Origin of the sequence: Dokdonia sp. Hel_I_63 (assembly GCF_007827285.1) — a bacterium.
GTDB lineage: Bacteria > Bacteroidota > Bacteroidia > Flavobacteriales > Flavobacteriaceae > Dokdonia.
The window spans coordinates 210,051-231,690 of sequence record NZ_VISD01000001.1; the positions used below are offsets into that span (position 1 = coordinate 210,051).

General features: G+C 36.7%; 21 protein-coding genes. 11 read left to right on the top strand and 10 right to left on the bottom strand.

What is annotated here, in order from left to right:
* Nucleotides 1-199 precede the first annotated feature (199 nt).
* Together JM84_RS00925 and JM84_RS00930 are read left to right on the top strand one after the other, a co-directional pair.
* On the top strand, nt 200-1,177 hold the full coding sequence (locus JM84_RS00925; RefSeq protein ID WP_013750956.1) for an acyltransferase: 978 nt from the start codon (nt 200-202) through the stop codon (nt 1,175-1,177).
* A 63-nt stretch (nt 1,178-1,240) separates the two neighbouring features.
* Complete coding sequence (locus tag JM84_RS00930) at nt 1,241-1,690, top strand: YHS domain-containing (seleno)protein (RefSeq protein WP_013750955.1); 450 nt, start codon at nt 1,241-1,243, stop codon at nt 1,688-1,690.
* A 100-nt stretch (nt 1,691-1,790) separates the two neighbouring features.
* Here JM84_RS00930 and tyrS read toward each other — a convergent pair whose 3' ends face one another.
* On the bottom strand, nt 1,791-3,086 hold the full coding sequence (gene tyrS, locus JM84_RS00935) for a tyrosine--tRNA ligase (protein WP_013750954.1): 1,296 nt from the start codon (nt 3,084-3,086) through the stop codon (nt 1,791-1,793).
* Nucleotides 3,087-3,217: 131 nt separating this feature from the next.
* On the opposite strand from tyrS, the gene JM84_RS00940 reads away from it, so the two are divergent.
* Entirely contained in the window at nt 3,218-4,213 is a 996-nt protein-coding gene (locus tag JM84_RS00940; RefSeq protein ID WP_013750953.1) for an NAD-dependent epimerase/dehydratase family protein, read from the top strand.
* On the opposite strand, the gene JM84_RS00945 is transcribed toward JM84_RS00940, so the two are convergent.
* From JM84_RS00945 to JM84_RS00955, 3 genes are read right to left on the bottom strand one after another with little or no spacing between them, the layout of a single operon-like run.
* Nucleotides 4,197-4,712, bottom strand: coding sequence for a DUF4296 domain-containing protein (locus JM84_RS00945; RefSeq protein ID WP_013750952.1), 516 nt, complete (start codon nt 4,710-4,712; stop codon nt 4,197-4,199). The genes JM84_RS00940 and JM84_RS00945 overlap by 17 nt on opposite strands.
* Nucleotides 4,712-6,052, bottom strand: coding sequence for a dihydroorotase (locus tag JM84_RS00950; RefSeq protein WP_013750951.1), 1,341 nt, complete (start codon nt 6,050-6,052; stop codon nt 4,712-4,714). Before JM84_RS00950 ends, JM84_RS00945 begins: the two co-directional genes overlap by 1 nt.
* A gap of 2 nt (nt 6,053-6,054) precedes the next feature.
* Entirely contained in the window at nt 6,055-6,777 is a 723-nt protein-coding gene (locus tag JM84_RS00955) for a polyprenol monophosphomannose synthase (RefSeq protein WP_013750950.1), read from the bottom strand.
* A 110-nt stretch (nt 6,778-6,887) separates the two neighbouring features.
* On the opposite strand from JM84_RS00955, the gene JM84_RS15515 reads away from it, so the two are divergent.
* Together JM84_RS15515 and JM84_RS00965 are read left to right on the top strand one after the other, a co-directional pair.
* Entirely contained in the window at nt 6,888-7,547 is a 660-nt protein-coding gene (locus JM84_RS15515; RefSeq protein ID WP_013750949.1) for a DUF4271 domain-containing protein, read from the top strand.
* Nucleotides 7,548-7,569: 22 nt separating this feature from the next.
* The gene (locus JM84_RS00965) at nt 7,570-8,316 is read left to right on the top strand and encodes a uroporphyrinogen-III synthase (RefSeq protein WP_013750948.1); all 747 of its coding nucleotides are present in this window, start codon (nt 7,570-7,572) and stop codon (nt 8,314-8,316) included.
* A gap of 77 nt (nt 8,317-8,393) precedes the next feature.
* On the opposite strand, the gene JM84_RS00970 is transcribed toward JM84_RS00965, so the two are convergent.
* A complete protein-coding gene (locus JM84_RS00970; RefSeq protein WP_144782323.1) occupies nt 8,394-9,167 on the bottom strand; it encodes a DUF3050 domain-containing protein in 774 nt (257 codons plus the stop codon).
* Between the two features lie 217 nt (nt 9,168-9,384).
* Here JM84_RS00970 and aspS point away from each other — a divergent pair, with 217 nt between their 5' ends.
* From aspS to JM84_RS00985, 4 genes are all read left to right on the top strand, one after another.
* Complete coding sequence (gene aspS, locus JM84_RS00975; RefSeq protein ID WP_144782325.1) at nt 9,385-11,142, top strand: aspartate--tRNA ligase; 1,758 nt, start codon at nt 9,385-9,387, stop codon at nt 11,140-11,142.
* Nucleotides 11,143-11,175: 33 nt separating this feature from the next.
* Complete coding sequence (locus JM84_RS15430; protein ID WP_261375680.1) at nt 11,176-11,307, top strand: hypothetical protein; 132 nt, start codon at nt 11,176-11,178, stop codon at nt 11,305-11,307.
* Entirely contained in the window at nt 11,308-11,574 is a 267-nt protein-coding gene (locus JM84_RS00980; protein WP_013750945.1) for a hypothetical protein, read from the top strand.
* Nucleotides 11,575-11,665: 91 nt separating this feature from the next.
* A complete protein-coding gene (locus tag JM84_RS00985) occupies nt 11,666-11,857 on the top strand; it encodes a cold-shock protein (RefSeq protein ID WP_013750944.1) in 192 nt (63 codons plus the stop codon).
* 93 nt (nt 11,858-11,950) lie between these two features.
* Here JM84_RS00985 and JM84_RS00990 read toward each other — a convergent pair whose 3' ends face one another.
* Genes JM84_RS00990 through JM84_RS01000 form a run of 3 tightly spaced genes read right to left on the bottom strand, consistent with a single transcriptional unit; the run spans nt 11,951 to nt 14,939 of the window.
* On the bottom strand, nt 11,951-12,856 hold the full coding sequence (locus JM84_RS00990; protein WP_013750943.1) for a geranylgeranylglycerol-phosphate geranylgeranyltransferase: 906 nt from the start codon (nt 12,854-12,856) through the stop codon (nt 11,951-11,953).
* Between the two features lie 31 nt (nt 12,857-12,887).
* Nucleotides 12,888-13,826, bottom strand: coding sequence for a mevalonate kinase (locus JM84_RS00995; RefSeq protein ID WP_013750942.1), 939 nt, complete (start codon nt 13,824-13,826; stop codon nt 12,888-12,890).
* A gap of 30 nt (nt 13,827-13,856) precedes the next feature.
* A complete protein-coding gene (locus JM84_RS01000) occupies nt 13,857-14,939 on the bottom strand; it encodes a diphosphomevalonate/mevalonate 3,5-bisphosphate decarboxylase family protein (protein ID WP_013750941.1) in 1,083 nt (360 codons plus the stop codon).
* 95 nt (nt 14,940-15,034) lie between these two features.
* On the opposite strand from JM84_RS01000, the gene JM84_RS01005 reads away from it, so the two are divergent.
* Complete coding sequence (locus JM84_RS01005; protein WP_013750940.1) at nt 15,035-15,511, top strand: TspO/MBR family protein; 477 nt, start codon at nt 15,035-15,037, stop codon at nt 15,509-15,511.
* Between the two features lie 2 nt (nt 15,512-15,513).
* On the opposite strand, the gene JM84_RS01010 is transcribed toward JM84_RS01005, so the two are convergent.
* Together JM84_RS01010 and JM84_RS01015 are read right to left on the bottom strand one after the other, a co-directional pair.
* Complete coding sequence (locus JM84_RS01010) at nt 15,514-16,755, bottom strand: NAD(P)/FAD-dependent oxidoreductase (protein WP_013750939.1); 1,242 nt, start codon at nt 16,753-16,755, stop codon at nt 15,514-15,516.
* A complete protein-coding gene (locus JM84_RS01015; protein WP_013750938.1) occupies nt 16,748-18,190 on the bottom strand; it encodes an alpha-amylase family glycosyl hydrolase in 1,443 nt (480 codons plus the stop codon). Before JM84_RS01015 ends, JM84_RS01010 begins: the two co-directional genes overlap by 8 nt.
* Nucleotides 18,191-18,514: 324 nt before the next feature.
* Between JM84_RS01015 and JM84_RS01020 the strand changes: the two genes are divergently transcribed.
* A complete protein-coding gene (locus JM84_RS01020; RefSeq protein WP_013750937.1) occupies nt 18,515-21,640 on the top strand; it encodes a SusC/RagA family TonB-linked outer membrane protein in 3,126 nt (1,041 codons plus the stop codon).

Genomic DNA, 21,640 nt, shown 5'->3' on the forward strand with positions numbered 1-21,640 from the left:
AGCTTTCCTACAACTATAATTATTGGCAAGGTAAAATTAAATCGTTTAACTACATGATTAACAACGCCTCACTTGTAAAAAGATCTTTTCCAAAAGCAGAAAATCATCTTAAAAATATTCACTTGTCATTATACTTCTTAAAAAACTAGCGTGAGTACGGGTAGATATGTTTTATATCTTTGCACAAACATTATTCCCAATGCCCCAACAGTCTATTTTTGATATCACTACAGATGCACAATTTGAAGAAGCTGCTCTGGAGGCATTTCGTTTTCAATTTGAGAATAATCCCACCTACAGATCTTTTTGTGACTTACTATACAAACACCCTAGTGAGATAAAAAGAAGTAGAGATATTCCTTTTTTACCTATTCAATTTTTTAAGTCGCATACTATTCTTACTTCTGGTTCAGAGGCTTCGGTTATCTTTAGTAGTAGTGGGACTACAGGTAGTAGCACTAGCAAGCACCATGTTGCGGACTTGAGCTTGTATGAAGATAGTTTTAAGCACGCTTTCGCGAAAGCGTACGGAAACCCAAAAGATTATGTAATACTAGCACTACTACCCTCCTATCTAGAAAGATCTGGATCTTCCCTCATATATATGGTAGATGACCTAATAAAAATGAGTGATCACCCTGACAGTGGATTTTATTTAAACAACCTCAACGAACTTGCAAATAAATTAGAATCACTAGACAAGGCAGGGCAAAAAGTATTACTTATAGGTGTATCATTTGCACTTTTAGACTTAGTAGAATCCCATCGCTTTAATCTTAAGAACACCATTATAATGGAAACTGGCGGAATGAAAGGACGTCGCAAAGAACTGGTCCGTGATGAGCTGCATGAAATACTTTGCAACGGTTTTGGCGTGTCTTCAATACATAGTGAATATGGGATGACTGAGTTATTGAGTCAAGGCTATTCTCATGGAAAAGGGATATTTACCACACCTCCATGGATGAAAGTATACACTCGAGATACAGAAGATGCCCTAAGCTTACTAGAAAGCACAAAAACCGGCGGTCTCAATGTAATTGACCTAGCAAATAGATTTTCCTGCCCATTTATAGCCACTCAAGATCTTGGACGAGTATCCAAGGATGGGAGCTTTACCGTAATAGGCCGTTTTGACAACTCAGATATACGCGGCTGTAACCTGATGTCTCTATAAAATGTAATCTTGCTAAAACTAATACGACTTACTTTACGTATGTATTACTAAAATAGCAAGTTTATGAGATTACTATCATTCATTCTTCTGGCATTATTTACAATTTCCATTACCGCTCAAAAAACAGATTACAACCTCAAAAAAGGATATGTAGCCGAAGGATTTGACGTGACAGAATATTTTAACAATAAAGCTATAGAAGGAAATAAAGAATTCACCACAACATATGATGGGGCGAAATTTAAATTTGCGAGCGAGACAAACCTACAAGCTTTTATTAAGACTCCAGAAAAGTTTGTTCCTCAATACGGAGGGTATTGCGCATATGCTATTGCGGATAAAGGGAAAAAAGTATCGATAGATCCAGAAACTTTTGAAATAAGAGATGGTAAATTATATCTCTTTTACAACTCTTGGGGAGTAAATACCTTAGAAAAGTGGAATGAAGAAGGAGCAGCCACTTTAAAGAAAAAAGCAGATATTGAATGGAAAACTGTAAGGAATAAACATTAAGAACGACTTTATAATAGATTGGTTAGTTAGTTAGAAAGCCCCAGATGTTCACTTGAACACTGGGGCTTTCATATTTCTATTAGTATAGTTTGTATCTCAACTAGGATGCTCTAATAACAAAGTAATTCTTCTTACCTCTTTGAAGCAGTACAAAGGTTCCATTTATCAAATCTGTAGTCTGGATGGTATAATCCTCTCCTACTTTTTCTTTATTTATCGAGATTGAGTTTTCTTTAAGTGCACGTCTCGCTTCTCCATTAGATTTTAAAAATCCTGTCTTTTCTGCAAGTGCTGCGATAATATCTAATCCAGCTTCTATTTCAGATTTTTCTATCTCTGCTTGTGGTACACCTTCAAAGACATCTAAAAATGTTGCCTCATCAAGAGACTTTAGATCATCACTTGTACTTTTACCAAATAAAATATTTGAAGCTGCGATTGCTTTTTCTAGCGCCTCTGCATCATGAACCGTAGTGGTTACCTCCTCTGCTAGTCTCTTTTGTAAAGCTCTCTGATGTGGTGCCTCTTTATGAGCTGCAACAAGTGCTTCAATCTCTTCTCTATCTAAAAAAGTAAAGATCTTAATATACTTCTCTGCATCCTCATCTGTTGTATTTAACCAGTACTGGTAAAATTTATACGGAGATGTTCTTTTTGCATTTAGCCATACGTTTCCACCTTCACTTTTTCCAAATTTACTTCCATCAGACTTAGTGATAAGCGGGCACGTAAGTGCATATCCTTTTCCGCCTCCTATACGACGAACTAATTCTGTACCCGTAGTAATATTACCCCACTGGTCACTTCCCCCCATTTGGAGCGTGATTCCTTCGTTTTTATATAAATGTAAAAAGTCATATCCTTGTACCATCTGGTATGTAAACTCTGTAAATGACATACCATCTGCATCTTCACCAGTAAGTCTATTTTTTACAGAATCTTTTGCCATCATATAATTAACCGTAATATGCTTACCTACATCACGAATAAAGTCAAGAAAAGAAAACTCCTTCATCCAGTCATAGTTATTCACTAAAAGTGCCTGATTTTCTGCACCCGAAGTAAAATCGAGAAACTGTGATAGTTGTGATTTTACACATTCTTGGTTATGACGTAATGTCTTCTCATCAAGAAGATTACGCTCTGATGATTTTCCTGATGGATCTCCTATCATACCTGTAGCTCCACCTACTAACGCAACAGGCCTATGACCAGATCTTTGATAATGTGCCAATAACATAATAGGAACTAAATTTCCAATGTGTAATGAGTCTGCCGTTGGGTCAAAACCTACATATGCAGAGCGCATCGCTTCCATTAAATGTTCCTCGGTTTGTGGCATCACATCGTGTATCATTCCACGCCACTGTAATTCTTCTACAAAATTCTTAATCATTGCTATTGTATTTAGGCAATGGCAAATATAAAAAGAAGCGTGTGACCGCGGCTATTGTTTCTATTAAAAAGATAAAACACGTATACACTTCATATAATTAAGAATTAATTCATGAGGCGTATCTTTACCATATGATTTTAGTTACTGGGAGTACTGGACTTGTAGGTAAACATTTACTGTTGAGCCTCACACAAAAAGATCAAAGCGTTAGAGCTTTGTACCGAAGCGAATCTAAGAAGGCGGAGGTTGTTTCTTTTTTTGCTTTCGCGAAAGCGGAATCTCAATTACACCGTATAGATTGGGTTAGAGGCGATATTACAGAAGTACCCAGCCTCACTGCCGTCTTTAAAGATGTAACTTATGTATACCATTGCGCGGCTCTTATTTCATTTGACCCATACCAATTTAAGGAGCTTACTAAAATAAATATTGAAGGCACTGCAAATGTTGTCAATCTATGCCTAGAAAATAATATCAAAAAATTAGTACATGTAAGCTCTATTGCTACACTGGCAAGCACACCAAACAATCCAATTACAGAAGATAATTTCTGGGATCCAGATGCTCCAAACTCAGTATATGCACTCACAAAAAATGGCGCAGAAATGGAAGTATGGAGAGGAACACAAGAAGGATTAAACGCAATTATTTTAAATCCCGGAATCGTAATAGGTGAAGGAAACTACCAGACAGGTAGCGGAAAGTTCTTTAATCATATTCTTGAAGGAAAAGCTTTATATCCCACTGGAGGTAGCGCAGTGATAGATGTAAAAGACTTAGTAGCATTAATGGAGAAAGCTATGAATAGCACCCTAGCACAAGAAAGGTATATTGCGACTGCTTACAATGTCACTTATCGTGATTTACTAGAAGAAATAGCAAAGACCTTAGGCAAGAAAGCACCTAGTGGAGCTCTAAACAACGGCTTACTCCAATTTTTAAACTTCTTAGACTCTATGAGAGGCATATTTACTCGCAAAAGACAAATAACTAAAATAGGCTACAAGTCATTGCAAAGACAGACATTGTACAGTAATGACAAAATAATAGAAGCGTTTGATTACATTCCCACTCCGCTAGATGTGACTTTGTCACGTATAGCACTACACATTAATCAAGTTCGCTAGTATCTTCCTCAACTCGTATATTTTTTCTACTAAAAGTATCAGTAATTAAACGCCTTGGAATTTCTTTAAACTTAGTTGAATCTTTTTGTTTAAATCTTGCTTTTACTTCTCTTGCTTTCAAAGTTCGTAAAGAATCTTGTTCTTTCTTCTGCAAAGACTCTATAGAGTCATTTACTTTTAATTCTCCTTTAACTCTATTCAATACTTTGGCATTTAAGCTTTTATAAGCATCTACATCTGCTGTGTAATACGATAGATTCTGAGCATATGTAAGGCTATCGATATCAAACTTATCATATATATAAGTTTCTGGCTGAATACCCAATTGCTTGATTTGCGCAATATTGTAACCTCGAGCACTAGATATTATTACAGATTCATACAATATGCTCTCCATAGTGTTCTCATCAATAAAATTATCTGGCTTTTCTACAGACGGAATATCTTGACAACTAATCAAGGATAAAAAACCTAATAATAAAGCATATAATCTTCTCATTATCTATCAAACGTAAGACGTTCTCCAAAAAGTTCATCGTATACCTTAAAGTTTTTATGCGCTAGGCGGCCATTCACAAAAGTGTGCGTTATTCTAGACTTGAACGTTGTGCCTTCAAAAGGAGACCATCCACACTTATAAAGAATATTATCTTTTTGTACGGTCCAAGGTGCATTAAGATCTACAAGTACAATATCTGCTTTATAACCTTTACGTATATATCCTCTTTTTTCTACTTGAAAAAGTATTGCTGGGTTATGACACATCTTCTCTACAATCTTCTCGAGAGAGATTTTTCCTTGATGATAAAACTCTAGCATAGCAGGTAGTGCATGCTGTACTAGTGGACCACCACTAGGAGCTTTTGTATATACGTTGTTTTTTTCCCCTAAGGTATGGGGAGCGTGATCTGTTGCTATTACATCAATCTTATCATCTAGTAACGCTTGGAATAACTCATCCCTATCCTTTGGTGTTTTTACTGCTGGATTCCATTTAATTTTAGATCCTTTCTCATCATAATCTTCATCAGAAAACCATAGATGGTGGATACAAACCTCTGATGTTATTTTCTTTTCAGCAAGAGGTATCGTATTGTCAAATAGTGCTGTTTCTTTTCCGGTAGATAAGTGAAAGACGTGAAGTCTCGCTCCTGTTTTCTTTGCTAACTCTATAGCCCTTGAGGACGAAATATAGCAAGCATCTTCACTCCTAATTATAGGATGAAGATTCATTGGGATATCATCACCGTAGCGCTCTTTATATATTGCAAGGTTTTTCCTTATGGTTTCTTCATCTTCACAATGTGTTGAGATAATCATATCTGTAGATTTGAATATCTTTTCAAGCACTGCCTCATTATCAACCAGCATATCTCCAGTAGAGCTCCCTAAAAATAATTTGAGACCTGCAACATTCTTCTTGTCAACCTTTAGAATTTCTTCTAAGTTATCATTGGTTCCCCCAAACATAAAAGAATAGTTTGCTGCAGACGAGTTTGCTGCAATCTCAAACTTCTCTTCGAGCTTCTCAATAGTAGTGGTTTGAGGCACTGTGTTCGGCATTTCAATAAATGATGTTATGCCTCCGGCTACGGCAGCTCTAGATTCTGTTGCAATATTTGCTTTATGCGTAAGTCCAGGCTCTCTAAAGTGAACTTGGTCATCTATAACTCCAGGCATAAGATAAGTTCCTTCTGCGTCAAAAATATGTACGTCACCAGACTTTGCGCTTATACTTTCTGCTATTTCCTCTATGATGCCATTATGTATTAATACGTCACCTCTTAAAATGGTTCCTTCATTAACAATATGAGCATCTTTTATTAAAATCTTTTCCATAGTTATCTTTTAAAAAGATGTTGTAGTCGCATTTTTACAACACCAAAAATGGCTTCAGAAATAATACCTGAGCTCATTTTACTTTCTCCTTTAGTTCTATCTGTAAAAACTACAGGAACCTCTACTATTTTAAATTTTTTGAGATATGCTTTATATTTCATTTCTATTTGAAACGCATAACCTACAAATTTAATGTTCTCTAGATCTATCCCCCTTAAAACATTATGGTGATAGCAAATAAAACCTGCAGTCGTATCATAAATATTCATTCTTGTAACAAATCTAACATAACGTGAGGCTCCCCAAGAAAGTAAAACTCTCCCCATAGGCCAGTTTACCACATTTACTCCAGTTACATATCTAGACCCAATAGCGAGATCTGCACCATCTTTAACACAAGCATTATAAAGCCTAATTAAATCGTTTGGATTATGGGAAAAATCTGCATCCATCTCAAAAACATATTCATATTCTTGATCAAGTGCCCATTTAAAACCCGCTATATATGCAGTACCTAGACCATTTTTTTTGGGTCTATTTAAAAGAAACAATCTCTCTTTATATGGTCCTTGGAGTTCTTTTACTTTGGCTGCTGTTCCATCTGGAGAGTTATCATCAACCACTAAAATATGGAAAGCTCGTTGTAGTGCAAATATATTGCGCAACAGCCTTTCTATATTTTCGATTTCGTTGTAGGTGGGTATGATAACTACAGCGTTTGCCATGCAATCTTGTTTAAAGCAAATGTACTTATTTTAAAAAGGTCATTACAACTCAGGGGCACCTTTTGGTATAATTTGTAGTATTTTTAACGCTCTAAAAAAAACTCCTCAATTTGGAAAGCAGCCTACGCCTTATTACTTATCAAAACTGGATAACAATAATTATTATAAGTTGTTTGATATTACTAGGTGCTATTAAGTTTTTTTATCAAGCAAGATTTTCAGACTTTTTAAATATCCTAGGTGCTGATCGCTTTTTCAGCACAAGATCTAAGGGTGTTTTTATTTTACACCCCTTACAAGTCGTGTTACTCGTAATACAATTTATAGGTATCTCTCTTTTGATTTACTTAGCATATTGCTCCATACTAAATATTCCTTTTTCAAAGAACTTCGACATTTTCAAGTACATCTTTTTGGGGTACTCCGTCTTTGAGATTGTAAAATTTCTACTAGAAAGATTTATAGCATATGTTTTAAATTTTGACAAAAAAATGCAGTCCTTTTTTTATAAGCGACTTAATGTAAAACACCTTTTGGGCCTGTTTGCTCTTTTAGGCAGTGCCTTTATAGTTTACCAACTACAAATTCCTTTTTATTTCATTTACAGCATCCTAGGTATAATCATCACTATTTACACTATTTCGCAATTTTGGCTTATCCGTAAATACAAGAGTGACTTTTTTAGGTTTCCTTTTTATTTTATTTTGTATTTTTGCACTCTCGAAATTGGACCCTACTTTATTTTGTACTCATTCATTACAAAACAGTAGCCCAATTAAAAAATGAGTGTTTATGAAAGTGAAAACTATCCTCGTTTCGCAACCAAAGCCTAAGGTTGAAAACTCACCTTATTTTGAGCTAGAACAAAGACAACGCGTTAAAATAGATTTCATCCCCTTCATCCACGTAGAGGGTGTATCTGGCAAAGAAGTTAGATTACAAAAAGTAGATCTTAAAGACTACACTGCAATCATACTTACAAGTCGTAATGCTGTTGACCACTTCTTTAGAATTGCAGAAGAAATGCGTTTTAAAGTGCCCGATACCTTAAAATATTTTTGTCAGAGTGAAGCTGTTGCTTATTACTTACAGAAATACGTGGTTTACCGTAAGCGTAAAATATATGTAGGTAAACGCACATTTCCAGAGCTTATTCCATTAATTAAAAAGCATAAGAATGAGACATTCTTATTGCCGTCATCAGATAAGTTCAAACCTAACGTACCAGAACTTCTAGATGCTTTAGGAGTGAAATGGATGCAATCTACTTTTTACAAAACAGTAGTAAGTGATCTTTCTGAATATGAAAATGTGTTTTACGACATATTAGTATTTTTTAGCCCAAGTGGTATTCAATCATTATTTGAAAACTTCCCTAACTTTAAGCAAAACGACACACGTATTGCCGCTTTTGGGAACACTACAGTAAAAGCTGCCGAAGAAGCAGGACTTAAAGTAGATATTCAAGCACCTACACCGGAGACTCCTTCTATGACAATGGCTTTAGAAAAGTACATTAAAGACGTAAATAAGAAGTAATATTCTTCTATTATATATAAAAAAACCTGCTCGATGAGCAGGTTTTTTTATGCCTTTTAATGAAATGTACCACCTAGCTAAGCGTAAACCTCCTCGCGTTTTATCTCACTTAATATACCATCCCAAAGATTTAATCGCACTTTTAATGCTTCCTTAGACACAGCAACTACTTCATCCCATTTATTGTTATCATCACCACATAGGTGTTCAATCATTTTCAAAGCCATAGGTCCATGCTCATCCTCATCAAGTTCAATATGACGATCAAAATAATACTTAAAATCAGATAAATCCTTTGCCGGGAAGTTCTCCTCTATCTCTCCAATAATTGCGGTAAACATTGCTGGAATTAGGTTTTCACGACCAAATGTAAATGCCGCAGCTATCTCATGTAAGTTACCCCTATCTATAATATCAAATGTAAATTTCAAAAACTGACGTACGCCATCTGGCAGATTTTCGATAGCCTCATGTATTGCAATTACATCAAAATCTGTAGCAACAAGATTATCTATTGCAATGGTACTCGCACCAGCTTTTTGCATAGCATCGATGTACATCTCATAATGACTCTGTCGCTCCCCTTTTGCATTAATATCCGTCTCCTCAGCAAGAACAATTTCATTGATTAAATATCTAGTTTCGGCACTTCCTACTGGTTTCCATGGAGTTTGCGTACACGTTAATCCATTTTGCAAAGCCTTTAGTAAAGACATAAAATCCCATACAGCATACACATGATGCTCCATAAAGACCAAAAGATCATCTGGAGTTTTTATCTCTTTATACAAAGGATGGTTAAGCAATTGTTCTTGAAGCGGTTGTATTTCTTGTGTGACGTGTGAAATCATTTGTAATCTTTTTTAATATATATAATACGTATATAATCGCACTGTGGTTCTTGTAGACAGACGACAAATTTACGTTTTTAAGAAGGCAAATTGAATTTTTACGCTTTCGCGAAAGCGTAAATAAACCATAAAAAACACTTCCTTAACATTTATAGACAGTTACTGTTTAAATCCCCTTTGATATATTTATTTTTGCACATCTCAAACAGAGCAAGAAATGTACAGAACGCACAATAATGGAAGCCTAAGAGCTGCCGATGTAAATAAGGAAGTTACCCTCGCAGGATGGGTTCAAAAATCTAGAGATAAAGGATTTATTATTTGGGTAGATCTACGTGATCGTTACGGAATGACGCAACTTGTTTTTGATGAGGAGCGTACCGATGCATCAATCATGGAGCAAGCACGTAAACTAGGACGTGAGTTTGTAATTCAAGTTACTGGAACCGTTATAGAGCGTGATTCAAAAAATCCAAATATCGCAACAGGAGATATCGAGATTTTAGTATCAAAACTAGAAGTGCTTAACGCTTCACTTACTCCTCCTTTTACCATAGAAGATGAAACTGATGGTGGTGAGGATGTGCGTATGAAATACCGTTACCTAGACATACGTCGTAAGCCAGTGCGTGACAGCTTAATTTTTAGACATAAAGTAGCACTAGAAGTACGTAAATATCTTTCTGATCAAGATTTTATTGAGGTAGAGACACCATACTTAATCAAGTCTACTCCTGAGGGAGCACGAGATTTTGTGGTTCCTTCCCGCATGAACGAAGGACAATTTTATGCATTACCACAATCCCCACAAACCTTCAAGCAATTGCTTATGGTGGGAGGAATGGACAAATACTTCCAGATTGTAAAGTGTTTCCGTGATGAGGATTTGCGTGCAGATAGACAGCCAGAGTTTACGCAAATAGACTGTGAGATGGCTTTTGTAGAGCAGGAAGATATCTTAAACATTTTTGAAGGACTTACAAGACACTTACTTAAAGAAGTAAACGGTGTTGAGATTGAGAAATTCCCACGTATGCTATATGATGATGCCATGCGTTTATATGGTAATGATAAACCGGATATCCGTTTTGGGATGGAATTTGGAGAGCTCAATGAAGTAGCACAACATAAAGATTTTGGCGTTTTTAATAATGCAGAGCTTGTAGTGGGTATTGCTGTCCCAGGAGGAAATAGCTATACTCGCAAAGAAATAGATAAACTTATAGACTGGGTAAAGCGTCCACAAGTAGGCGCACTAGGAATGGTGTATTCTCGTTGCAATGACGATGGATCATTCAAGTCTTCTGTAGATAAATTTTATGATCAAGAAGATCTAGCAAAATGGGCAGCGGTTACTAGAGCTCAAAAAGGAGATCTTATCTGCATCCTTTCTGGAGAGACTTCAAAAGTTCGCGCTCAAATGAGTGCATTACGTATGGAGCTAGCAACACGTTTAGGATTAAGGGACCCTAAGGTATTTGCTCCATTATGGGTAATAGATTTCCCTTTACTTGAACTAGATGAAGAGACTGGACATTATCACGCAATGCACCACCCATTTACGTCTCCTAAGCCAGGACAGATAGAACTACTAGACACAAAACCAGGAGAGGTAAAAGCAAATGCATATGACCTTGTACTTAACGGTAACGAAATAGGAGGAGGATCCATACGTATACACGATAAAGAAACGCAAGCTATCATGCTACGCCACTTAGGCTTCTCTGAAGAAGAGGCTAAAGCGCAATTTGGCTTCCTTATGGATGCCTTTGAATATGGAGCACCACCACACGGTGGTCTTGCTTTTGGGCTAGATAGACTTGTAGCAATACTAGGTGGTCAAGAGACCATACGTGACTTTATTGCCTTCCCAAAAAACAATAGTGGTCGTGACGTTATGATAGACGCACCTGCTTTTCTTGATGATGTGCAAATGAAGGAATTGAATTTGAAGCTACGCGATCAAAAATCATAACACCAACAAACTAATACTTAACAAAGCCAAATCTTGGAAACAGAAGAAGAACAAAGCAATTCTAAAGTATTTAAAGCTGTTTTAAAAACGATAGCAATCACGATGGTAAGCATCTTGGTACTAGCGATCATTGCTTTTTTTATAACCATCACATTCTTTGAATAAATGAACAAAGCTAGACGTATTTTTATCATTGTTCTTTTCTTTATTCTAGCAGCAATGCTCGCATATGGATTTTACTGCAAAGACAATGTAGATGTTGCCTTGGGTCATAAGTTTATTGGCCTTTCTATTGCTGGTGGTTTCTTTATCTTAATGCCCACTTTTATTTATCATCGCTGGAAAGATCGCAAAGTCGCAGATTATATGCTCACCGATGATGCTTTTAAGAGAATGAAAGAATTTAACAACTCCAAAGATAAAAAGCGCTGAATTTAAAGAGTTTACATTAATATAATATTGGCAAAAGTTTGGGTTACCAAATAAAAGTGTAAGTTTGCACTTTATTAATACATATTTTATAATGGAAGGAACAGTAAAATTTTTCAATGAGTCAAAAGGTTATGGTTTTATAACTAACGACGACACCGGTAAAGACATCTTTGTACACGTTACAGGTCTTAACGGGGAAACTATCAACGAAGGAGACAAAGTTGAGTACGTAGAAGAAGAAGGAAGAAAAGGATTAACTGCTGCACAAGTACGTGTACTGTAGTTATCAAGATAGATAGATACTTTTTTACGATTACAAAAGCTCGCCTATGGCGAGCTTTTTTCGTTTATAACTATGCTACGATAAAGTTAGAATTTAAAAAATCCTATTGAGCACCACACTTGCATCCAGTAACACGATGCAAAATACTCCAGCTACGATAACAAACTTCAAAATATTATGTAGCAGCACATAGTGAGGTCTCGCTACAGATCTCCATAAGATGGCTAGAAATAACAACAATAAAGCCACACTCCCGTAAAAGTAATAGCTCATATACCCCAACTTAAAGTGGTTTATTAAGAAAAAGATAGGGACTATTGTAAGACCTCCTAGAATAGTGAGCAACCACTTTGACGTGGTAGTGCCATAAATAACAGGTATTGTTCTATAGTTCTGAACGAGATCGCCTTTTAAATTCTCTAGATCTTTTACCATCTCGCGCATGGCAATAACTAGAAACAGAAATGAACCGTGTACAAAAATGACAGGTGCTAGATTTCCGTAATAAATAAAAACAGCAAAGAATGGAGTAATAGCCAGCGTTGCCGCTACTAGATTCCCTACAAAAGGATATTTTTTGAGCTTATGGGAATAAATCCAGATCCCAAAAATATAAAGCGCATAAAATATCACTGCTTTAAAAGACACATAACTAGCTGCTATAGCGGCTAGAAAGTTAAGCACAAAATATATAGACAACTTTGTGTTTTGACTCACGAGCCTGTCTAACATAGTTTTTTTAGGCCTGTTAATCAAGTCTTTTTCAGAATCGTAAAAACTGTTGATGATATAACCAGCTGCAATAGTAAAAACTCCAGCAAGCACTAGGAATAAGAGATTGAGATCAAATATGATTTCGCGTAGGCGCAAATCTGGTGCTAATATAAATATAGATGTAAGGTACTGTGCGATGACGATTACTAGAATATTGTAACCGCGCACCACAGAAAAGAGGCTAATTAACTTAAGGATAAAACGTTTGTTTTTTCTCGAAAGCATTAGTTGCCTTTTAAGTAAATAATATGAATTATTAGAAGGTGTAAACCACTTCTAGCTTGTGTCCTTTAAGAGCTTGTTGTGCCTTTTCTAAGTCTTCGGTAAAGCCAAGCATGTAACCACCACCTCCTGAACCACAAAGCTTCAAGTAGTAATCATTAGTATCTATTCCTTGCTTCCATAGCTCATGAAATTTTGCAGGAATCATAGGTTTAAAATTGCTAAGCACCACTTTAGATAATTGCTTCACATTGCCAAAGAGTGACTTTACGTCTCCCTTTAAAAAATCATCTACACAAGCATCTGTATGTTTCACAAACTGATCTTTAAGCATCGCTCTAAAACCATCTTGCTTCATACTCTCCATAAAAATGTTTACCATAGGAGCAGTCTCACCTACAATACCACTATCTAATAAGAATACAGCACCTGTACCTGTTTGTGCTTGAGAAGGAATCCCAGCTGCTTCAATATGATCTTTACTATTGATAAGAATAGGAAGGCTTAAATAACTATTAAGAGGATCTAAGCCAGAAGATTTACCATGAAAGAAAGACTCCATACCTCCAAAGATTTGCTTCAAATTAAGCAACTTCTCGCGTGTAAGATTTTCTAACACTGTAATTTTATCTACTGCATATTTATCATAAATAGCAGCTACTAGCGCACCACTACTTCCCACTCCGTAACCTTGAGGTATACTAGAGTCAAAGTACATTCCTGCATCTACATCTTCTTGCATTTGATCAATATCAAATGAAACAAGCTCCGGCTGCTCAGTTTGTAAGTTCTTTAAGTAAATAACAAAACGTGCAAGATGCCCGTTTGATGCAATCGCTTCATCACTAGGGTTCTCTTCTATTTTAAGGGCTCCATTATAGAAGTTATAAGGAATAGCAAGACCTTTGGAATCTTTTATGATTCCATACTCGCCGAACAATAAAATTTTTGAATAAAAAAGTGGACCTTTCATAATGGGAATCTCCTAATGAGTTACACAAATTTACAGTTTTTTTGCTCCATTACCCACACAATCATCAATATAGTGGTTGTTTTGGCAAAATTTTGAAAGTTCGCTAGCTATAAATTTCTGAACAGACTCCTTTTCATTTTCCGGATATAACACATGAACATTTGCTCCAGCATCAAGTGTAAAGCAAATTTTTGAACCTGTTTCATTACGGTAAGCCCAGATTTCATTTATTATCTCGAGTGTTTTAGGCTTCATCAAGATAAAGTATGGATGACTCGTCATCATCATAGCATGCAGTGTGAGTGCCTCACTTTCCACGATTTTTATGAACTGATCTACATCACCTTGCTTAAAAACTTGCATCAAGCTTGATAAGTTTTCATGTGCTTGGGTAAATCTCGCTTTCGCGAAAGCGTGACCATGCATTAAATCATGCCCTACAGTACTACTCACTTGCTTCTCACCTTTATCTACTAGCAATATGGTATCTTGATAATTGTGGAATTTCTCATGAATTTCTCCTTCATAAGATGTTCCATAAAAGTTTGTACTCCCTTCTATCTCTGCATGCTTACCCCAAACCACGAGAGGCCCCTCAATACTTCTACATGCGCTTCCAGAACCTAATCTAGCAAGAAAACTTGCCTTCTCATTAAAGAAAGCATCTGTCATTGCCCCCTCCATACCTCGCTCCATTTCCATAAGACAGAGAGCAAGCGCACTCATACCAGATGCAGAACTCGCAATACCAGAGCTATGAGGAAAAGAGTTAGACGTCTCAATTTTATATTCATACTCCTTTACAAAAGGCATATAAATAGCTATACGCTTGAAGAATTTGGTGATTTTCGGCTTGAAGTCTGGCGCTGCTTCTCCATCTAAAAAGATTTCAAAAGGAATCTCGCCAGAAAAATTACTATTCTTTTTGTAAGACAGCGTAGTTGTTGTATGGCAGTTAGATAAGGTAAAACTTATGCTTGGATTTTGAGGTAACTGCTCACCATATTTACCCCAATATTTAACAAGGGCTATATTACTAGGAGATTGATAACTTACAGATCCTGCAGGTAAAACATTGTAATCACCAGAGGGTATAAAATCGCTTTCGGTCATTGAGTTTGAGTAGAAATTTATACAAAGATAGCAATATCAACGCTTAGAGACGTCTAAGATTATTCACTACCTTTAAATCTTAACCAATTTATTTTATGGACAAAGATTTATTAATTCGCATTGTTCTGAGTATAATCATTTGCCTTCTTGTAGGCACTATAGGTGCTCTAGCAACCCAAAGCAGTATAGATACGTGGTATGTAGGTCTTATGAAACCTAGCTGGAGTCCGCCTAACTGGATTTTTGCACCCGTATGGATTATACTTTATATCATGATGGGTATAGCCGCCGGTATTGTATGGAATAGAGGTTTTTATCATAAGTGGGTAAAAGTAGCTTTATACCATTTTGGTTTTCAGCTTATACTTAATGGATTGTGGAGCATCATATTCTTTGGACTAGAACAACCCTTCTTTGCACTACTCACCATTTGCGGCCTTTTTATCTTAGTCATATTAACGATAAAATGGTTTAAAGTTGTAGACAGATGGAGCGCAGCATTACTTATTCCTTATATATTATGGCTTGCCTTTGCAACGGCTCTTAATTTTGAAATCTGGCGTCTTAACTAGTTTTATTCTACAATTGCCTGAGCAGCAAGATAGCCTCCCGTCCATGCATTTTGAAAATTAAAACCACCTGTAATTGCATCTATATTGAGCACCTCACCTGCTAGATAAAGATTTGGTACTTTTTTGCTTTCAAAGGTTTTAAAATTCACCTCTTTTAAGTTGACACCTCCCGCAGTTACAAACTCTTCTTTAAAAGTACTTTTCCCGCTTACGCGAAAACGAGATTGCGTGAGCTCTCGGCTTAAAGACTGTAATTGCGCCTTCGTGAGTTCTGCCCACTTAATAGCTTGCTGAATCCCTGAGGCAATTAATAAATTATGCCATAAACGCTTAGGCAACTCAAGTTGTGCATAGGTAAATGGAGACTGTTTTGCGTGTTGCAGCTTGAGCTCTAAAAGCTCATCTAAAGCATCTTCTTGTGTAAGAAACTGTAGCCAGTTTACTTGAATCTCAAACTGATATTTTAAATCGGCAAGTTCTCTTGCTCCCCAAGCAGAGAGTTTTAAAATGGCTGGACCGCTCATTCCCCAGTGGGTAATGAGTAAAGCCCCTTCAGATTTTTGTTTGGTTCCTAGCACCTTTACAGTGACATTAGTTGCCAGCCCCATAAGACCCTCTATCTTTTCATCTTTAATATTAAATGTAAAAAGTGATGGTACTGCATCTGTGATAGAGTGACCTAGCTTTTGCAATAATGACCACATTTTAGGATTACTTCCAGTAGTCATCACTAGGTGATTGCATGTAAAATCCCCTTTATTAGTCTTTACATAAAACGGATTTTCATTTGAAATTCTCGCTTTCGCGAAAGCGGAATCAAAACCAACATCTTGCACAGAATGATTAGTAAGCACTTCAATTTTGTACTTATGAGCTTCCTTTATAAAACAATCTACAATGGTAGATGAAGAGTCAGTTACTGGAAACATTCTCCCATCTTCCTCAATTTTAAATTCGACACCTCGCTCTTCAAACCAAGCGATAGTATCACCAGTCATAAAAGTGTGGAAAGGCCCTAATAATTCTTTCTGTCCTCTAGGGTATTTTTTCGAAAGTTCTTTTGGTATAAACTCTGCATGCGTGACGTTACATCTCCCACCACCAGAAATTCTCACTTTAGTAAGCACCTCTTTTCCTCTCTCTAGAATAGCAATTTTGAGTGTCGGCTTTTTTTCTGCTATGTTAATTGCAGTAAAAAACCCAGCGGCACCACCACCTACAATAAGGACGTCAAATTTATTCATTTACAGTATTTGGTATGACACGAGTATCAAAATTAAGATGAGTTTTAGGGCTCAGAATATAAAACTCCCAAGCCTTTAATGGAATTTCTTGTGTCTCGCTTATAGCTACATCTTCACCAGTGAGCACATTGACAAAAACTCCAGACAGCGGCATTTTAGTGTTTATTGATGTACTAGAAAAGTTACCTATAAACAAAAGCTGATCGCCTTCTTTCTCTCTGCCAAAGGTAAGTATCTCAGGATTGCTAGCTTCTAATTTAATAAGAGAGGCTTTAGTTTTTCCGCCGTGTAGAGATTTACGATTATTCTTTAACTCTCCTAATTTTTTAAGCAATTCAAAGTAACTTCCTTTCTCCTTTGGAATACTGTCCTTTTCAAAAAACTGTAATCTTTTATCCAGATCATATTCTTGCCCACTATATATGAGAGGCATGCCAGGCAACATATAGGTAAGTGTGGTAAAGATCTCTTTATTGTCTGGCATGCGCTTACCTAACGTTCCTGCCCAGCTATTTTCGTCATGATTTGTAACAAAGTACATATTCATATCATCTTGAGCTAGCGTTTGATCATACTGCGCGAGTAGTGTCCAGAAGTCCTCTACACTTTTTTCTTCTTTGGCTATTTCATTAAGTAAATGATGCATCTGCCAGGCGTAGTGTATATCAAAACCATTTGCCATAAGATCCTCTTGCTCTGCTTCTGCCAGCATAAAGAGCGGTGACTTTATTTGCTCAAGAGAATCTATTGCTCTCTTGAAAAATGGTACTGGCACTTTATGAGCAACATCCATTCTAAAACCATCTACGTCATGTTCTTGTACCCAGTAAGATAAATCTGCAATCATCTCATCGCGCATCGCTTGATTATCATAATTAAGATCTGCCACATCAGTCCATCCCCACGATTTCCCGGTTGCTGGATCTATAGGATCAACAATTTCTCCTTTATCATTTTGAGTATACCATTCTGGGTGCTTTGTAATCCACGTGTGATTCCATCCCGTATGATTAGGCACCCAGTCAAGCACAACCGCTATTCCATGTTCATGAGCAACCTTAATCATATTATCCACATCTTGCAAAGTCCCAAACTCAGGATTCACTTCTCTAAAATCTGAAACTGCATAATAGCTCCCCAAGCTTCCCTTTCTATTAGTTTCAGAAATAGGAAAAATAGGCATCACCCAGAGTACATTGATCCCAAGATCCTTTAATACAGGTATATCTTTTGTAAAAGATGTAAAAGTTCCTTCGGGGGAATACTGCCTTATATTCACTTCATAAATAACCCCAGACTCTTCCATAGTTTCATCAAACTGGAAAGAGGTGTTTGATAACGCTTTCGCGAAAGCGGGAGTTTCATCTGGAGTATTGAATTCACAAGAACATAGCATTGTTACAATAACAAATACACGCAAAAGGTGCTTTTTCATGATTATATATTTTAGGCAGAGATAGTACAATTGTGGAATCTAACCAAAGTTAAGAAATTGTCAACCATGCATTCTAAAACGCTAGCAAATCCAAAATAGAATAATTATATAAAAATTCTAGACCTATATAAATCACAATACAGTAATCAAATTGCTCAAATATTAAGGTATTCTTACTAAAAACAGTTTGTTCACACGAAATCGTTTTCGTAACTTTATGGGGGGTCACACACTATCTTAACATAAAATTTGCATATTTTTAACCCTTAGAACGTGTACAAACACTCAAATAAACTAAGCAAACTAATTTTAAACAAGATTCTTATGAAGAAAGTAATACTTAAAAGTATGCTCTTGTTTGTTGCAATTCTCTTTGTAGGAATTGCCCAAGCTCAGACGGTGACTGGAACAGTTACTGAGGAGAATGGCCCACTACCGGGAGCAAATGTTATTGTAAAGGGTACATCAAACGGTGCAACTACCGATTTTGATGGAAACTACAGTCTTAACAACGTACCAAACGATGCAACACTCGTTTTTAGTTACGTAGGTTATGCTACTCAAGAAGTAGCTGTAGGTGGAAGAAGCACAATTAATATTGCTCTTGCTTCAGATAATGCACTTGATGAAGTAGTACTTATCGGTTACGGATCAACAACTATAAAAGATGCTACGGGATCTGTTGCCGCTGTAACTTCTGAGGAGTTCAACCAAGGTGTTATCCAATCACCAGAAGAACTTATTCAAGGTAAAACTGCAGGTGTACAGATATCTCAATCTTCTGGAGAACCAGGAGCAGGGATTTCTATAAACATACGTGGTAACAACTCTATCCGTTCAGGTAACAACCCACTATTTGTAGTAGATGGTATACCTCTAGCTGGAGGTGGAGCACCTTCAAATGGTGTAGGTGGTGTAGGTTCTGCTAGTGGAGGTAATCCATTAAGTTTCTTAAACCCTAACGATATTGAAAGTATTTCTATTCTTAAAGATGCTTCAGCTACTGCAATTTACGGGTCTCGTGGTGCAAATGGTGTAATCATAATACAAACTAAAGGTGGACGTGGATCTTCTGATGGTGTATGGGAGATTAACTCTTCTGTAAGTCAATCTAAAGCCCTTAATCAGTATGATCTTCTTGGACGAGAAGAGTTTCTTGCTGGTGCAACTGCACTTGGAGGACAACCTCTAGATCTTGGTGCAGATTCTGACTGGCAAGACTTTTATACACGTACTTCTTACTCAAGAAATACAGATATAAGTTATTCAAAAAGCTACACAGGAGGTAATGTCCGTGCTTCTATAGGTTATGGTAATACTTTTGGAATTGTTGAAAATTCAGATCAAGAACGTCTTTCTGGTAGATTAAACTTTAGCCAGCGATTTTTTGATGATAAATTAACAGTTACTGGTACAGGAAGTATCTCGCGCGTAAACAGACAACTTGCTCCTCTAGATCAAAGTGCAGGGTCAACAGGTGACCTTATTGGTGCAGCGTTAACTACAAACCCTACCTTCCCTATAGATCCAAATTTTGCATTTGAAGGGAATTTATTGAACCCTGCAAACTTACTTGCAAATTACTTAGCAGAGTCTCAAAGTGATCGTGCCCTAATAAATCTTTCTGCCGATTATGCCTTTACAGATGAATTCAGTGCAAAAGTGACGGTAGGTTATGATGACGTAAGTTCTCAAACAATAAGTGCTTTCTCTTCTAACGTGGCAGGACTAAATGATGTTAGTGGAATAGGTAGAGGCGCTTACAATACACTAGAACAGCAAAACTCACTTCTTGAAGCTACTCTTAATTACAAGAAAACATATGGAAATATTGAAGTAGATGTATTAGGGGGTTTTTCTTATCAAGAATTTGCACGTAATGGAATATTTGCTCAAGGTGCAGGATTTTCTTCTGATAACCTAGATACAATTCATGGACAACTAGAAGATCAATTTGGTCTTACAGCAAATAGTATTGAAGGAGGATACCAAGCTTTTGGTTACGGTGTAGATGGAACTTTTCTTAGTAGAGTTTTTCCAGAATTAGAAACTGGTCTTACATTACCAGATACTTTTCAACGCTTAATCCCAGCTTACACGGCTGGAATTTTTGACAACACAGATGAGTTACAGTCTTACTTTGTAAGAGCTAACATATCAATTTCAGACAAATATTTATTTACTGGAACTTTTAGAGCAGACGGTTCTTCTACTTTTGGAGAAGAAGAACGCTATGGTTACTTCCCTTCTGGTGCATTTGCATGGAAGCTAGATCAAGAAGACTTTGTTGGTGATAATATTTCTACGCTTAAGCTTAGAGTGGGAGCTGGTATCGTTGGATCTCAAGAAGGACTTGGTTACGGATTATTCACACAAAGAGAAGGTGTGTTAGGCGGAGGAATAGGGTTTGATTTAAGAGTACTTGCAAACGGTGCTCCAGGTACTCAAATCTTAGGAGATGCAAACCCTTTCTTAAAATGGGAAGAAACTACAGATTTTAACGTAGGTCTTGATTTTGGTTTTAATGACGATCGCCTAAATGGGTCATTTAACTTATACAGAAAAGAAACAAATGATTTGCTACTAGCAACTGAACTTGCTGCTCCATCAAATGGAGGAACAGTATTCAGAAACTTAAATGATGGTGTAGTTGTAAACCAAGGTGTGGAACTCGCCCTTAGCTATGCTTTCGTGGACACAGAAGATTTTGGTTTTAATGCTAATTTCAACATTGGATACAATAAAAATGAGGTAAAAGAAACTGTCTTTACGATACCAACAGGTGCCGTACGTGGTAATGGACTTACGAACGCTTTTGCTCAGCAGTTACAAGCAGGACAACCATTATTCTCCTACTTTATGGCTGAGTTTACAGGATTTGACGGCGAAGGCTTCCCTACGTATCGTGATATTAATGGTGATGGTGTAGGTGATCCAGATTCTGATAAATTCTTCGTAGGCGAAAACGCAATTCCAGCGATAAGCAGTGGTCTTTCATTAAGTGCTCGCTACAAGAATTTTGACTTATCTACTTATTTCAATGGTCAGTTTGGCTTCTCTGTATACAACGCATCAGCAAATGCCTTCTTTAACGCTAGTGCACTATCTATTGGAAAGAATGTTATTCAAGATGTTGCTAACAGTCCGGAAGATGGAGCATCAACTGTTGCAGTATCGACAAGATTTTTAGAAAAAGGAGATTTCGTAAGACTTCAGTCTGCGTCATTAGGTTATAACTTTCCATTAAGTGGAGAAGGATTTTTTGACTCTTTAAGATTTTCTCTAACAGGTCAAAACCTTTTCTTAATTACTAGTTATAGTGGGTTAGATCCTGAGATTTCAGCAAATACTGGATCTTTAAATGCGTCTAACATACCATCTGCTGGTATTGATTACTCATCATATCCAAGACCTCGCACTTTCACACTTGGTGTGAATGCAAGATTTTAA